The sequence below is a fragment of the Vibrio aquaticus genome (genome assembly GCF_003970385.1).
GTDB classification, from domain to species: Bacteria; Pseudomonadota; Gammaproteobacteria; order Enterobacterales; family Vibrionaceae; genus Vibrio; species Vibrio aquaticus.
Genome location: NZ_RXZH01000003.1, coordinates 107,971 through 123,351, shown reverse-complemented (window position 1 = coordinate 123,351; position 15,381 = coordinate 107,971). Strand labels below are relative to the sequence as shown.

The following is a 15,381-nucleotide window of genomic DNA, read 5'->3' as shown; positions in this document are numbered from 1 at the left end:
TGTTATTTTCTCATCTAGTGCTATTCTTCACCAACTTATCTGTTGAATCACATTTATGGGGAAGACATGCTGCAATTTCTGTTGCGCTCTATTGGCTTAGGCTTGGCAACCGCGCTACTACTGCTGATTGCAGTGCCCTCTCTACGCTACAATATCGTCCCACCGAGCGCTCCAGAAGATCGCGACGCGGTGAATCTTTCTCAAATTTCGTTTGATAAGGCGGTACGTAAAGCAGCCCCTGCCGTTGTAAACATCTACAGCCGTAAATACACCGAGAACGATCGTTCTAAGCTTCTAACTCAAGGCTTGGGCTCCGGTGTCATCGTCAGTGAGAAAGGTTATATCATTACTAATTACCATGTTGTGGCTCAGGCAGACCAAATTATCGTCGCGCTGCAGGATGGACGTATTGCTGCCGCCCAATTAGTCGGAAAAGACCGCCGTACTGATATAGCAATTTTGCGCATTGAAGGCGAGAACTTACCCGTCATCCCCCTAAACCCAAATTACACGCCTAAAGTAGGCGATGTGGTACTCGCGATAGGAAACCCATATAACCTAGGTCAAACCACCACTTTTGGTATCATCTCAGCAACAGGGCGTTCTTCAATCAGCGCCGATGGTCACCAAGCATTCATTCAAACGGATGCAGCCATCAATGAGGGCAACTCTGGTGGCGCTCTAGTGAACACTTTAGGGGAATTGGTTGGCATCAATACCGCCTCTTTCCAACAAGCGACCGAGCTTGAAACCTATGGAATTTCATTTGCTATCCCCTACACGTTGGCGAATAAGATCATGGAGAAGATCATCGCTGATGGGCGTGTTATTCGTGGATATATAGGTGTCGATGGCCAAGATATTAATTCGGTCACCTCTCGACTGCTTGGCAACGAACACTTAGGTGGCATTGTGGTACTTGGTGTTGACCCTAATGGTCCAGCCGCGGCGGCTGGATTCACAGAGCAAGATATTATTCTTAAGATTGATGGGCAGAAGATCAATGGCCGCCAGAGCGTCATGGACATTGTTACAGAGCTAAGGCCTGGCACAACCGTTGATGTATTGATTCTGCGCAAAGGTGAAGAGAAAACGCTTCCTGTGACGATTGCAGAAGATGTTCGCAACTAACTGACGAGTGACACTCTGACAAATAAAAACCCATGCTTTGTTGGCATGGGTTTTTTGTTATTACTCTTGAGGTTCTGAGTCAGTGCTATCTGAGGACTCTATCTCTATGCGCGTCACTCGCTGCAAGCCTCGTGGTAGTAATCCACCACGTCGACCTCGTTCACCACGGAAGTTTTCAAGGTCAGCCGATTTCAAACCGAGTTTTCGTTTACCTGCATATAAAGTGACCGTGCTTCCCTGTGGCAAAGACATCAGGTGAGAAACAAACTCTTCACGTTCTTTGGCCTTGGCTGCCGGAATGTTGATGATCTTGTTCCCTTTACCTTTACCCAATTGCGGCAAATCCTTAATCGGGAACAGCAACATACGGCCTTGGTTGGTAATCGTTAAGATTTCATCGCTATCTAAGTTACCGATCGTCTGTGGGCAAATCACTTCTGAGTTAGCAGGTAAAGTAACTAACGCTTTACCGCTCTTGTTCTTAGAAAGTAGATCACTGCCTTTACATACGAAACCATAACCCGCATCAGAACCCACAAGCCACAGCTGCTCTTCTTCACCCATCACTACATGGCGAATTTGGCTACCCGCATTGATGTTAAGTCGACCGGTAATTGGCTCACCCTGACTACGTGCAGATGGTAAAGAGTGAGACTCAAGCGAATAACTTCGGCCATCATTACCCAAGAACACCGCTTGCTGATTGCTCTTACCACGCGCATGCGCGAGGTAGTTGTCGCCTGACTTGTAGTTCAAGCTTTCAGCATCCACGTCATGGCCTTTCGCATGACGAATCCAACCTTTTTCAGAAAGCACGACAGTAATCGGCTCACTTGGCACTAAATCACGCTCTGTCAGTGCTTTCGCTTCTGCACGCTCAACCAATGGAGAACGGCGATCGTCACCGTATTTCTCAGCATCCGCTTGAATTTCTTTCTTAAGCAGGGTGTTCATACGGCGCTCAGAACCTAGCAGTTTCTCTAGCTTCTCGCGCTCTTTCTCAAGTTCATCTTGTTCGCCACGGATCTTCATCTCTTCTAGCTTCGCTAGGTGACGAAGTTTGGTATCTAAGATCGCGTCAGCTTGAATATCAGTGATACCAAAGCGTGCCATTAGCACTGCTTTAGGGTCGTCTTCCGTACGGATGATCTCAATCACTTCATCAAGGTTAAGATAAGCAACTAACAAACCTTCTAAGATGTGTAGGCGAGCCAGCACTTTGTCTAAACGGTACTGCAAGCGACGTCGAACGGTTTCACGACGAAACTCAATCCACTCAGACAGAATTTGAACTAAACCTTTCACCTGAGGACGGTTGTCTAAACCGATCATGTTCAAGTTAACGCGATAGTTCTTTTCAAGATCCGTCGACGCGAATAGGTGGTTCATTAGCTGATCGCAATCAACTCGATTCGAGCGAGGAACCACAACAATACGTGTTGGGTTCTCGTGATCCGATTCATCACGAAGATCATCCACCATTGGCAGTTTCTTCGCTCGCATTTGGTTTGCAATTTGCTCTAACAGCTTTGAGCCTGACACTTGGTGTGGCAAAGACGTGATGACAATATCACTGCCCTCTTTATGCCAAACCGCGCGCATCTTAATGCTGCCTTTACCTGTACGGTAGATCTTTTCAAGGTCAGCTTTCGGCGAGATGATCTCTGCTTCAGTCGGGTAATCAGGCCCTTGAACAAAGTTCATCACGTCAGCCAATTCAGACTTGGGATGATCAATCAAATGAACCGCGGCACCTGCTACTTCACGCACGTTATGTGGCGGAATATCTGTAGCCATACCTACAGCGATACCGGTCACACCATTCAGCAGAATGTGAGGCAAGCGAGCAGGAAGCATCTGTGGCTCTTTCATGGTGCCATCAAAGTTTGGTTGCCATTCAACCGTGCCTTGACCTAATTCACCCAGTAGAACCTCAGCAAACTTCGACAGTTTCGCTTCGGTATAACGCATTGCCGCGAATGATTTCGGATCGTCTGGCGCACCCCAGTTACCTTGACCATCAACCAATGGATAACGGTAAGAGAATGGCTGAGCCATCAATACCATCGCCTCATAACACGCAGAATCACCGTGTGGATGGTATTTACCTAACACGTCACCCACGGTACGTGCTGATTTCTTATATTTTGACGCTGCCGATAGGCCAAGCTCCGACATTGCGTAAATAATACGTCGTTGAACCGGCTTTAAACCATCACCAATGTATGGCAACGCGCGGTCCATAATTACGTACATTGAGTAATTTAGATAAGCGTCTTCGGTGAACTTGCGCATCGGCAACTGTTCAACGCCATCGTATGTAATCTCAGTAGACATTCATTAAACCTCTGCCATATCACCGTTAGATTGCAGCCAGTGACGGCGGTCATCCGCGCGCTTCTTACCTAGCAGCATATCCATCATTTCCATGGTCTGCTCATTGTCATCAATGGTTAACTGAACCAGACGACGCGTATTTGGATCCATGGTAGTTTCGCGCAGCTGCAGCGGGTTCATTTCACCCAAACCTTTGAATCGCTGTACGTTGATTTTGGCTTTCTTCTTAGACAGGCGCTCAAGTACCCCTTCTTTCTCATCATCATCAAGGGCATAGAAGACTTCTTTGCCGCAGTCGATACGATAGAGAGGTGGCATTGCGACATAGATATGACCTGCTTCCACAAGCGCTCGGAAATGGCGCGTAAATAACGCACAAAGCAAGGTCGCAATGTGAAGACCATCCGAGTCCGCATCGGCCAAGATACAAATCTTACCGTAACGCAGGCCTTCTAGGTTATCGTTGTCAGGATCAATACCGAGTGCAACCGAGATATCATGCACCTCTTGTGAAGCAAGCACCTGATCTGCAGACACTTCCCAAGTATTTAGGATCTTACCACGCAGTGGCATCACCGCTTGGAACTCTCGGTCACGAGCCTGTTTCGCAGAACCACCCGCCGAGTCACCCTCGACAAAGAAGATTTCAGTGCGATTTAAGTCTTGTACCGAACAGTCTGTCAGCTTACCCGGAAGGGCCGGACCTGACGCGACTTTCTTACGCACGACTTTTTTGCTTGCACGCATGCGGCGGTGAGCATTAGCAATACATACTTCTGCCAGCTGTTCAGCCAGTTGAGGTTTTTCGTTTAACCACAAGCTGAAGGCATCTTTTACGACGCCAGAAACAAACGCTGCGGTCTGACGAGATGAAAGACGCTCTTTGGTTTGGCCAGCAAACTGAGGATCTTGCATCTTGACAGAAAGAACGTAAGAACAGCGGTCAAAAATATCATCACCGGTTAGCTTCACACCACGCGGTAGCAAGTTACGGAACTCACAGAACTCACGCATCGCATCAAGCAGACCTTGGCGCAGACCGTTAACGTGGGTACCACCTTGCTTTGTTGGGACTAAGTTCACGTAACTTTCCGTGATCATTTCGCCGCCTTCTGGCTGCCAAATGACTGCCCACGTCGCCATTTCTGTTTCAGCAGTAAACTCACCGATATAGGGTTCAGCGGGTAGAACTTCGTAACCTTTCACGCCTTCAGAAAGATAGTCTTTAAGGCCATCTTCGTAATACCACTTATGCTCTTCGTTATTCACCTTATCGCTAAAGATGATTTCCAAGCCCGGGCAGAGGACCGCTTTCGCACGCAGGTTGTTCACCAGGCGTAGCGCGGAGAATTTATGGCTATCGAAGTATTTTTCATCTGGCCAGAAGTGTACCGATGTACCGGTATTACGATGACCACACGTACCCGTCACCGTTAGCTCGGTAACGGCATTGCCGCCTTCAAAAGCGATGTCGTGTACTTCACCGCCACGTTTTACTGTGACTTCAACACGTTTTGATAGTGCGTTTACTACCGAAATACCGACGCCGTGTAGACCACCGGAAAATTTGTAGTTGTCGTTTGAGAACTTACCACCAGCGTGAAGCTTGGTCATAATGAGCTCAACACCCGAGATACCTTTCTCTGGGTGGATATCAACTGGCATGCCTCGACCATCATCGATAACTTCGAGTGACTGGTCAGCATGGAGAATGACTTTGATCTTCTTTGCGTGCCCAGCAAGCGCTTCATCCACCGAGTTGTCGATAACCTCTTGTGCAAGATGGTTTGGTCGCTCTGTCTCGGTATACATGCCAGGACGATGTCGTACTGGGTCAAGACCTTCAAGAACCGAAAGGTCTTTCGCATTATATTGTTCAGTCATAATACGGAATATCTTTATAGAGAAAAAATGGAGTAGCTAAACAGGCAGGTGAAATTGCGCTCAATAATTTCAAGTTATCGAGAGTACAAGCTAATCATCATAGCTCGTATCCTGCTTAGCACAGGAGAGACATAGTCTGGAACAGGCCCAATTATGTCAAGAGAGATAAGTAAGTAACAAGTAAAATTATGACTCTTCCCTCAATGAAGGTCAGAGTTGTAAGAAATCTATGATCTGACTTGGGTAACGTTCAAAATCAACAAAGCTATGATCACCGCCCTGTTCTACTGTTTGAAGTGCACCAGAAAAATGTGCCACAGCTTGTTGGTAGTCAAGCACTTCATCATCTTCTTGTTGCAGCAGCCAAAAATCTTCTGGAGCCTTGATGGATGGAGTATCAAGCGATTTTAACTCGTCGATATGCTTTTCTTCTAGCAAATACTTCTCATGAGTGTAAGGATTTTCTTGCTCACCTAGGAAATCAACAAGCAATTCGTATGGTTTTACCGCTGGGTTGACCACCACCGCTCTAAAACCAAACTGGGCATTCAACCACATCGACATATATCCCCCCAAAGAACTGCCTACCAGACCAATCTGGTAATCGTCTTTGTGCTGCGTCACGATATCCAATAATAGCTGTGCAGCTTGGTTAGGAAAGCAAGGCAAGCGAGGAATCACCACTTTAATATCTGGCCTCTGAGACTCACAATACGCTTTCATCACATGTGCTTTATGTGAAAGTGGTGAACTGTTAAAGCCGTGGATATACAGAAGCAATGAAGGTTTCATATTTTGCCCTAAGGATAAAGCTTAATAGCCGGCTGAGTTAAAGTCTGGTTGGAAACTTCCCGAAGCAAGTCGTTTCACTTGAGTCGAGACCGAGCCATCATTGTGGAGATCCAATTCACGCCAACCAGGTGATTGGGTATCTAACGCAAAATCGTCCGATTTAGGTTTGAATTGTACACACGTCGACGGGGTTGCCATCACTTGAACCCCTCTATGCATCTCATTCATATCTTGATGAACGTGACCACACACAACAGCTTTGACGTTGCTATGTTTTTCAACCACATTCCAAAAGCTTTCTGCTTCCTTTAACGAGTGTTGATCAAGCCAACGACTTCCGACAAGTAGCGGGTGATGATGCAGTAACACTAAGGTATGTCTGTCTGGGTTCTGGGTAAGCTTTTCATCTAACATCGAAAGCTGATCATCACTTAGGAAGCCATGAGGGACACCGACAACTTGCGAGTCTAAAAGAACCATTTGCCAATGGTCACCAAGCAATACGTGTTCCACCTGCTGAATCTGACTAGAAGGTAACACAGAATGCATGCTCGGCTTAAAGTCATGGTTTCCAGGCAACCAATAGCATGGCAACGCCAAGGGGGAAATACCTTGCTCAAAATGCTGGTATGATACCGCAGTGTGATCTTGGGAAATATCACCCGTTGCCAGCATCGCGTCATAGCTTGCTCCACTTTCAGCAATGGCTGCAACGACCGCATGAAAACTGTCTAGCGTTTTGACACTCAACAAGCTGCCATCTAACGGCTCAAACAAGTGAGTGTCCGTTATTTGCAGCAGTTTGATACTGTCTTGAGCTGGTGAAATAGACGTTACTTTCAAAACTAAACCTAAATATTCAATGGGGTTCGGCTAATACCCTGTCTTAAGCAAAATGAAAGCCAGTCACCTAAAAATCGGTTGAGCTGCACTTTTTCATCTTGTTGGAGCATTTTATCGTTGGGATATTCATAGCGAGCTTGAACACGTTTGAGGTGTTCACAACCACTTACTTCTGCGACTCTCGCATCGTGGTAAAGCCTGACAGACATTGTCGGCAATGGAAATACTGGAACGTCATCACTTTGACAAATATCGACCAAAGTTGTGTACTTTGTGACTTCGACCACTTGAATTTGGTAGGTCATCATGGCCGCTTGATAGCAGCGTACGTCACCGACACTCGGCTGATTAGGCAGCAAAGCGTTCAACTTAGCGTAATTTGTTTCATAAGTTCGCATCAAATCTGATAAATCAACATGATACGACTTCTTTATTGCTACTTGTTCCATTCTTCTTTCAAACGTTGATGATTGAGCTCTAGCCACTGCAGTGCAATGATTGAGGCACCATTTTCAAATTTTCCGTCAACAACCCATTGATAGGCCTGTTGGCGAGAGATAACGTGCACTTTAATGTCTTCCCCTTCATAGTCTAAACCATGAACGCCATGCGCCGTGCTTGCATCCACTTGGCCGACATACACGTCTAGCATTTCAGAGCAGCCGCCCGAAGAAGGATAATAAGACGTCACTTTCTCAAGTAAACCAACGTCTATCCCGGCCTCTTCAATCGCTTCACGTCTGACGACATCTTCAGCCTTTTCATCACGGTCAATCATGCCAGCCACTATTTCAAGCTGCCACGGACTTCGGTGTTCGAGCGCGCCGACACGGATCTGCTCAATGATCACGACTTGGTCACTGATAGGATCGTAAGGAAGCATTGCTGCAGCATGACCGCGCTCAAACATCTCCCTTTCGAGGGGCTCACTCCAACCGCCTTCAAACAATTTATGCTTAAAGCGATACTTAACCATACGGAAGAATCCCTGAAACAGTGTTTCTTTTGAGATTATTTCCACATCTTGGGGAGTAAACTGCTGATGTTGCTTGTCAGACTGTTGCATTTGGCACCTCTCTGAGTGAATCTTATAGTTTACTCAGACAAAAGCTTAACTTCCAAGGGCATGGCTCAACTTTTTATACAATTTTTATAGTTTCAGTTAAATTGATGAATTATATTTATTGCACACATGGACAGTTAAGTGTAAAACTTTGCAAAGTTTCGAGTGATTTACCATCAATTGAGTTAAACTCCTGATGAGACACCTTTTTCATATTTTGGCAGGAATAGGACCTATGAAAAAACTGCTTCCACTATTTATCAGTGCAGCACTTGGCGGCCTAAGCACGAACGCTTTTGCCGATACTCTGGCAGACATTTATAACCAGGCAAAAGAAAACGATCCGACGCTACTTAGCGCAGCTGCTCAACGTGATGCCGCATTTGAATCAGTCACTTCTAGCCGCTCTTCTTTGCTACCACAAATCAACTTAACGGCTGGTTATAACCTTAACCGTAGTGACGTTGACCCAAGAGAGAGCGATAAGCTCACTGCTGGCATCAACTTTTCTCAAGAGCTTTACCAACGTTCAAGCTGGTTAACACTAGATATCTCTGAAAAGAGTGCTCGCCAAGCAGACGCTTCATACGCAGCGATTCAACAGGCATTAATTCTTCGTGTTTCTACGGCTTACTTTGATGTACTGCGCGCTCAAGACAACCTAGAGTTTGTTCAAGCAGAAAAAGCCGCGGTTGGCCGTCAATTAGAACAGACTAAACAGCGTTTTGAAGTAGGCCTTTCTGCAATTACTGACGTACACGATGCACAAGCACAGTATGATGCCGTACTCGCTGATGAAGTACTGGCAGAAAACAGCCTAGTGAACAGCTACGAAGGTCTTCGTGAAATCACAGGTCAAGAGCATTCAAACCTAGACGTTTTAGATACTAAACGTTTCTCTGCAAGCAAGACATCAGAAGCAATCAATGCGCTTGTTGATGAAGCTCAACAGAAAAACCTTAGCCTCTTGTCTGCACGTATTGCTCAAGACGTAGCAAAAGATAACATCTCATTGGCCAGTTCTGGTCACCTACCATCACTGACTTTAGATGGCGGTTACAACTACGGCGATGAGAGTAACGATAACAGCCCTTCCAACGGCGACTACAGCGACTTCAATATTGGCGTGAACCTAGTTGTTCCACTGTACACGGGTGGCAACATCAGCTCTCAAACCAAACAGGCTGAATTCAACTACGTTGCGGCTAGCCAAGATCTTGAAGCGACTTACCGCAGTGTTGTAAAAGACGTTCGCGCGTTCAACAACAACATCAATGCATCTATCGGTGCACTTCGTGCATATGAGCAAACCGTAGTGTCAGCTCAATCAGCACTAGAAGCGACAGAAGCAGGCTTCGATGTGGGTACACGTACTATCGTTGACGTACTAGACTCAACTCGCCGTCTATACGATGCAAACAAGAGCCTATCTAACGCTCGTTACGATTACATCCTAAGTGTTCTGCAGCTACGCCAAGCAGTCGGTACACTCAGCGAACAAGACATTTTGGATATTAACTCTGGTCTAAAGACAGCAAGCAAATAATCCAATCGCTATAAATGCAAAAGGCTGACTCCATGGAGTCAGCCTTTTTTATATATGCCGTAAAGAGCTTAATAAACCGTATCTATCGCTACGTCTTTCTCTACAAGCCAATCCACAGCGTCACCATTTTTAAGTAACAGTGCCACATCGACCGGTTGAGCAGCATCAACTGGGAACTGCCATACAAACACCACTTCCCACTGGTTTGGACTATGAGTTCGCAGCTCTAGTAAATCCCCATCGATAAGCCATGTCTCTTCACCTTGCTTAATCGAAATGCTCTCTACATCAAGCTCTGCGGGTAAAGTAGAATCCGATTCAATGTACAAGGCACCATGCAGGGTACTGTCTTGAACTTCACCAATGGTCGGCATCTTGTTTAGCCACAGGTTACTTTTTAGCGTCACGGTCGCTTCTGCTATCACAACTTCATTGTCCTGTTCCCAGCCAACTTGCTGCGTGGCACACCCCGCTAACAAAGCGACTCCGAGCGAAACGGTTGCTAACTTTTTCATGCTATTTCCCTTTGTTATTGAGCCATTCTTTAAGTATTTGAATATCATTTTCATACTCATTCTTAATTTCTTCAACCCAATCATCAATGTTTTCCCACCAGGCAGGTAAATCTGGTGATTGGGCTTTTTGGGCGACGCTTTGGATATGTTTCAAACCAATTGAACCGGCCGCACCTTTGATTTTATGGGCTTCTGAAACAATGCCATCTTGGTGTCTTGCGACCATATTCGAGTCTAAAACCTGCAAATAGTCCGGCATCATCTCTTCAAACATCTGGATGCTATCCAACACAGGTTGGGAACCTACAATGCCAATATACGAGTCCAGCATCTCCAAATCTAAGATTCGAGAATAAAGATCGCCTCCCTCAGTGATGACTTCGACCTGCGTTGTCACCGCATCTGCTTGTTCATGATCATCTCGAGTAAATTTCGCGAGTACATCATGCACAGCGGTGACGGACAACGGTTTACTGATCGCGTCATCCATCCCTTTTTCAAGGTATTCATGTTTGTTCTTTAAAACATTGGCTGTGAGTGCGACCAGTGGTGGTAAATCCGAATAAGTGCGGCGGAAATATTCAGCAATATCAAAGCCGGTCATATCTGGCAATTGAATATCTAAGAACACCAAGTCGTATAGTTCTGGGTCGAACATTTCCATCGCTTCCGCTCCATTCATCGCGACTGAAACTTCATGTCCCATGCTTTCTAGCAATGAACGGGCGACCGTAATATTGAGCTCAATATCTTCGACCATAAAGATATTTAGCTCTTGCGCAGGCTGGGAAACCTCAGCTTTCGGTTGCACGGGGTCCACTAAAGGCACTCGAATCGTCACAGTGAAGGTACTGCCGAAACCTTCTTCACTTGATGCGGTAATGTCCCCATCCATCATGTTGATCAGCTGCTTCGACACCGCTAAACCGATACCAGTGCCCACCGCGTGTAGATTATCTTTGCCCGATTTAACTTGGTAATACATGGCAAAGATCTTTTCTAACTCCGCGTCTGGGATACCAATGCCACTATCTTCAATTTCCATTGTAATATGAGCATGATCCTGTTCGATTTCCGAACTGACGGTCATCACCACCCCACCCTCTTTAGTAAACTTCATCGCATTGCTGATCAAGTTCCATAGCACTTGGCGTAGGCGTGTAGCGTCCACTTCAATCGCAACCGGCAAATCACTTAAGCGTTCGAGATCAAAACGCAGTCCTTTTTGTGACGCCATCAAAGCTGAAATACTTTCCATCTCAACCACAAATTCTTCGAAATTTAACGGCGATGGGAAAAGTTCAAGCTTGCGGCGATCAAACTTATCCATATCAATAATATCGTTAAAGATGTTACCTAGCGTAATGGCGCTCACGTTAATGGTTTGCATGTGGCTGCGTTGCTCTTCGGTCATTTGTGTATCCAGCAACATACGACTTAAACCAACAATGCCATTCAGCGGTGTTCGTAACTCATGACTGATGGTAGAAATGAACGTCGTTTTATCTCGACTGGCTTTCTCTAGCGACTCTTCATGGCGCTTACGTTCGGTAATATCACGCCCAAAACCGACCAAACCCAAGTGACGACCATCTTTACTGTAGAATGGCACCTTACGCAGCTCAAAGTAGTTACGGCGACCGTCTGGGTACTCTAACCACTGCTCATACGTGAGGGATTGATTATCGGTAAATACTTTTTGGTCAGTATCGACAATCGGCTGAGCGACCTCTTTGCTGTACACATCCCAAGGGGTTAATCCCACCAGCTGGTTCTCTTTCTTACCCGTCAGCTCCTCCATTGCACGGTTACAGCCTGAGAAGACACCTTCCGCATTTCGGTAATAAATCAAATCCGGAGACGCATCGATAAAAGATCGTAGCAGCGCCGTTCTCTCTGCAAGTTCTAGCTGGGTTTTTTCGCGTTGATAGACCTCATTTTCAAGATCCAACATCGCTTCTTCGCGCGCTTCTTCTGCTTTAATACGGTCTTCAATTTCTTGATTGAGCTTACTGATATTCTGCTGAAGCTTGTGGTTCAACTCCTGATCGCGTGAGCGCATATCTTTGAGTTTAGACACCAGTTTTGAAAGTCGTTGTCGCGACTCTTCTAGTTGGTCGACAACAACGGATAGGAAATAGACCGCCCAGGGCGTGATCAATAAGCCAAAGAAAACGGAGCGAACAATATCGATATCATCCACATGCCCGCTAAGCACAAGCGTTATGCCGACTTGGACGACGACGGCCAGTGCAACCAAAGCCAGAGCAAGTAAAATCGAGAAACGTAAGATGCCGAGCTTAACCAACAGGTCGACATAATATTGGGCGAGGTTTTTTATCGGCTTCATGAAGGCTCCGAAAGGTAACGAGAGGCAATACCAAGCTAAACAATGGCTTGTGTAGACATCTCTCAATATTACCTGTTTTCGCTACTAACAGCGAAAAGAATCCCTAACCGATATAGGTTAATTGTCTGATGTGTGATGCACACAGGTTTGGTTGCGGCCATTTGATTTTGCTTGATACAACGCGCTATCTGCCAATGCCACAATCGTTTCGTTCGAGCCATCTGGCTGAGGGATAAATGAAGCCACACCAATACTCGCAGTGACAATATCCGCCACCTTAGATTTCTGGTGTTCGAGTTTCAGCTCAGCGACACCTTGATGAATGCGCTCAGCAACCTTGAGAGCTCCCTCAACCGTTGTATTCGGCAAAATAAACGCGAACTCTTCACCGCCGTAACGAGCAACACTATCACTCGACCTTGGCAGCACATTTTTAAACACTTGCGCGACCTGTACTAAAGCGTCATCGCCACGTTGGTGACCATAAAAGTCGTTGTAACCTTTAAAGTAGTCGATATCACAAAGCATGACAGTGAGAGGCTGTTTCTCTCGTGAGTGCAGGTGCCACAACGTCTCTAACTGCTCATCGAAGCGGCGGCGATTTGAGATTTGAGTCAGGCTATCAATAAAGCTCAATCTTTCTAGCTCTTGATTCGCTTCTTCGAGTTTCTGTTCTACCAAGTAGCGTTCAGAAATATCACGCGCCATAATGAGCACCCCATTAGTGCCAGAAGCAGGGTCTTTGAAAGGCGATTTCACCACATCGTACCAAGTAAACTGACCATTGGTACTGATCACACGATCGATGTAGCGCAGTGATTTTCCTTCATGCAGCACTTTCTTGTCGGTTTCAGATAAACGTCCATAAGTATCGTTGGGAATGACATCTTGCAGGCGCTTACCAATTAGGTCATCGACAGTGGAAATCCCCAGAGCTTTAACAAACGGCTTATTACAGGCTTGATAGACCATATTCTCATTGAAAATACCAATCGAGTCCGGACTCGATTCAAGAATGTTCTGTAAGATAGTGTCACGTTGAGCAAGGGCAACCTCGGTATCTTTACGCTTCTCCATCTCATCTCGCAGGCTCTTTTGCATGTCATGCCAATCCGTCACGTCATGACTTATCCCCAAGGTACCGATATGTTCACCTCTCGCAGAGATTAATATCATCTGGTGACTTTCCAGTAGACAGCTTCGACCATCAGGTGACACTGTCCAGCGCCTTTTACTTGCGCGACCTTTAATCACGCCTTGGATATCTGCAATCCCTTCATCTTCACGCTCATGCCAAAAACGTTGAAAAGCGCGATTGCTTGAAATCAGTTTGCCTTCTTTGTCTTTGATATAGATAAGCTCAGATAGGTTATCGAACGCACTTTTCACCACGGAAAGAGAGTTAAGCTCGTTCGTCAGCTCTTGATCGGTCACTTGATGCACAGAGAAATAAAGTAACCAAGCTTGATTGCGGCGAAATAGGGCTTTTCGCCCTGTCACGTCGAGTTGAATTTGGCGATTATTGGAGATTGGCCATTGAAGTAATTCGGTCGAAAACTGAGGGCCGGAAATAGAAGAAACAGTCGAAAGAAGAAACTGCGGAGTTACGGACTCTGGCAGCATAAAATTTTTGCCTACACGGCGAACGCCAAGCAACTGCACCGCTAATGAGTTAGCCAGGAGCAACTCCCCACTTCTACTATCAATCAATAACATTGCATTGGGGGTTGCTTGCAGCAGTTCAGTTAAGTGCTTTTGATAGCGGGTATAAATAAACGTCAATAGCACAAGCAGCAGCAAGATAAAACTGACAGCGACACCATGCTCTTGGGTTGACTCCCATAACCAAACCAATACCTGCTCCATCTCGACACTTAACTCTAACTATTTACCGACTATTATAAGGGTAAAAGATACCAGTTAATTGGTTATTAATCAGCCTTTAATATTGGCTTTGTATATATAAATGGTTGATCAATCGATGATCCTTGAGCCCCATCACTGCTTAATCGGCGACCAATTTCGGTCATGGCTAGCCAACGATTTTCACACCACAAAGGCGCCAGCAATGTTGGTCTTCGCGCCGCTGACGATACACGGTGATAAACAACATCGGGTGGCGTCATACGAATCATCTCACTGGCAATCGCGACATACTCCTCCAGTTCAGGGGCTTGCAACCGACCCGCCTTCCACGCTTTGGCCATGGTACTGCCTTCGACAATGTGTAAGCCATGCAACTTAATCCCATCGGTCCCGACCGCCAGTACTTGCTCCATCGTAGCGACGTTATCTTCTCGCGTCTCTTTGGGTAAACCGACAATTAAATGTGTGCAAACCTTGATACCTAGCGTGCGAGCTCGTTTGGTAATCTCTGCATAGCATTCAAAGTCATGGCCACGGTTAATACGTTTAAGCGTCTGATTATTTGCAGTCTGCAACCCTAACTCCAACCAAATCTCGTATCCCTGCTCGACATAGCCAGATAATAGATCCAGCACCGCATCAGGCACGCAATCGGGACGAGTGCCCACACACAAGCCAACGATGTCCGCCGCTTTTAATGCTTCCTCATACATGTTCTTCAAAACTTGGACTTCGGCATACGTGCTCGTATACGCCTGAAAGTATGCGAGATATTTCTTCGCTCGATCAATTTCACCGGCACGGTCTATTAGCTGTTCTTGAATACTTTTGACTTGCGCCTCTTCATCAGCAAACGAAGCGACATTACAGAAGGTACATCCCCCTCGGCCAATCGTTCCGTCTCGGTTCGGGCAGCTAAACCCACCATGCAAGGTTAGCTTGTGAACTTTTTCGCCATAACGGCGTTGCAGATCTTGTCCAATAGTATTGACGAGTTCGTGAAGTTGCATGGTAACCCTCGGCTTAGATCGAAATGAATCTCATTAAGATTGAT

General features: G+C 46.1%; 12 protein-coding genes. 2 read left to right on the top strand and 10 right to left on the bottom strand.

Translation table 11 applies throughout. The annotated features are described in order from the left end of the window. Positions 1-66: 66 nt before the first annotated feature. A complete protein-coding gene (gene degS, locus EJ063_RS09525) occupies positions 67-1,131 on the top strand; it encodes an outer membrane-stress sensor serine endopeptidase DegS (RefSeq protein WP_126574060.1) in 1,065 nt (354 codons plus the stop codon). A gap of 60 nt (positions 1,132-1,191) precedes the next feature. On the opposite strand, the gene parC is transcribed toward degS, so the two are convergent. The 6 genes from parC to nudF form a co-directional block, all read right to left on the bottom strand. Next, a complete protein-coding gene (parC, locus tag EJ063_RS09520) occupies positions 1,192-3,468 on the bottom strand; it encodes a DNA topoisomerase IV subunit A (protein ID WP_126574059.1) in 2,277 nt (758 codons plus the stop codon). Positions 3,469-3,471: 3 nt separating this feature from the next. Beyond that, on the bottom strand, positions 3,472-5,352 hold the full coding sequence (gene parE / locus EJ063_RS09515; RefSeq protein ID WP_126574058.1) for a DNA topoisomerase IV subunit B: 1,881 nt from the start codon (positions 5,350-5,352) through the stop codon (positions 3,472-3,474). A 210-nt stretch (positions 5,353-5,562) separates the two neighbouring features. Continuing rightward, positions 5,563-6,144, bottom strand: coding sequence for an esterase YqiA (yqiA, locus tag EJ063_RS09510; RefSeq protein WP_126574057.1), 582 nt, complete (start codon positions 6,142-6,144; stop codon positions 5,563-5,565). A gap of 21 nt (positions 6,145-6,165) precedes the next feature. Continuing rightward, positions 6,166-6,987, bottom strand: a complete 822-nt coding sequence (gene cpdA, locus EJ063_RS09505) for a 3',5'-cyclic-AMP phosphodiesterase (RefSeq protein WP_126574056.1) — start codon at positions 6,985-6,987, stop codon at positions 6,166-6,168. Positions 6,988-6,995: 8 nt separating this feature from the next. Next, a complete protein-coding gene (locus tag EJ063_RS09500; RefSeq protein WP_126574055.1) occupies positions 6,996-7,436 on the bottom strand; it encodes a DUF1249 family protein in 441 nt (146 codons plus the stop codon). Then, positions 7,424-8,053, bottom strand: a complete 630-nt coding sequence (gene nudF, locus EJ063_RS09495; RefSeq protein ID WP_126574054.1) for an ADP-ribose diphosphatase — start codon at positions 8,051-8,053, stop codon at positions 7,424-7,426. The genes EJ063_RS09500 and nudF overlap by 13 nt, the downstream gene beginning before the upstream one ends. 232 nt (positions 8,054-8,285) lie before the next feature. Here nudF and tolC point away from each other — a divergent pair, with 232 nt between their 5' ends. Beyond that, positions 8,286-9,596 (top strand): outer membrane channel protein TolC, encoded by a 1,311-nt coding sequence (tolC, locus tag EJ063_RS09490; protein WP_126574053.1) that lies wholly within the window; start codon positions 8,286-8,288, stop codon positions 9,594-9,596. A gap of 68 nt (positions 9,597-9,664) precedes the next feature. Here tolC and EJ063_RS09485 read toward each other — a convergent pair whose 3' ends face one another. The 4 genes from EJ063_RS09485 to mnmL form a co-directional block, all read right to left on the bottom strand. Beyond that, a complete protein-coding gene (locus EJ063_RS09485; RefSeq protein WP_126574052.1) occupies positions 9,665-10,111 on the bottom strand; it encodes a hypothetical protein in 447 nt (148 codons plus the stop codon). Position 10,112: 1 nt separating this feature from the next. Next, positions 10,113-12,461 (bottom strand): aerobic respiration two-component sensor histidine kinase ArcB, encoded by a 2,349-nt coding sequence (gene arcB / locus EJ063_RS09480; protein WP_126574051.1) that lies wholly within the window; start codon positions 12,459-12,461, stop codon positions 10,113-10,115. Positions 12,462-12,578: 117 nt separating this feature from the next. Beyond that, positions 12,579-14,327 carry a sensor domain-containing diguanylate cyclase gene (locus EJ063_RS09475; RefSeq protein ID WP_126574050.1) on the bottom strand — a complete coding sequence of 583 codons (1,749 nt, stop codon included), beginning with the start codon at positions 14,325-14,327 and terminating at the stop codon, positions 12,579-12,581. 65 nt (positions 14,328-14,392) lie between these two features. Then, the gene (gene mnmL, locus EJ063_RS09470; protein ID WP_126574049.1) at positions 14,393-15,337 is read right to left on the bottom strand and encodes a tRNA modification radical SAM protein MnmL/YtqA; all 945 of its coding nucleotides are present in this window, start codon (positions 15,335-15,337) and stop codon (positions 14,393-14,395) included. Positions 15,338-15,381 lie beyond the last annotated feature (44 nt).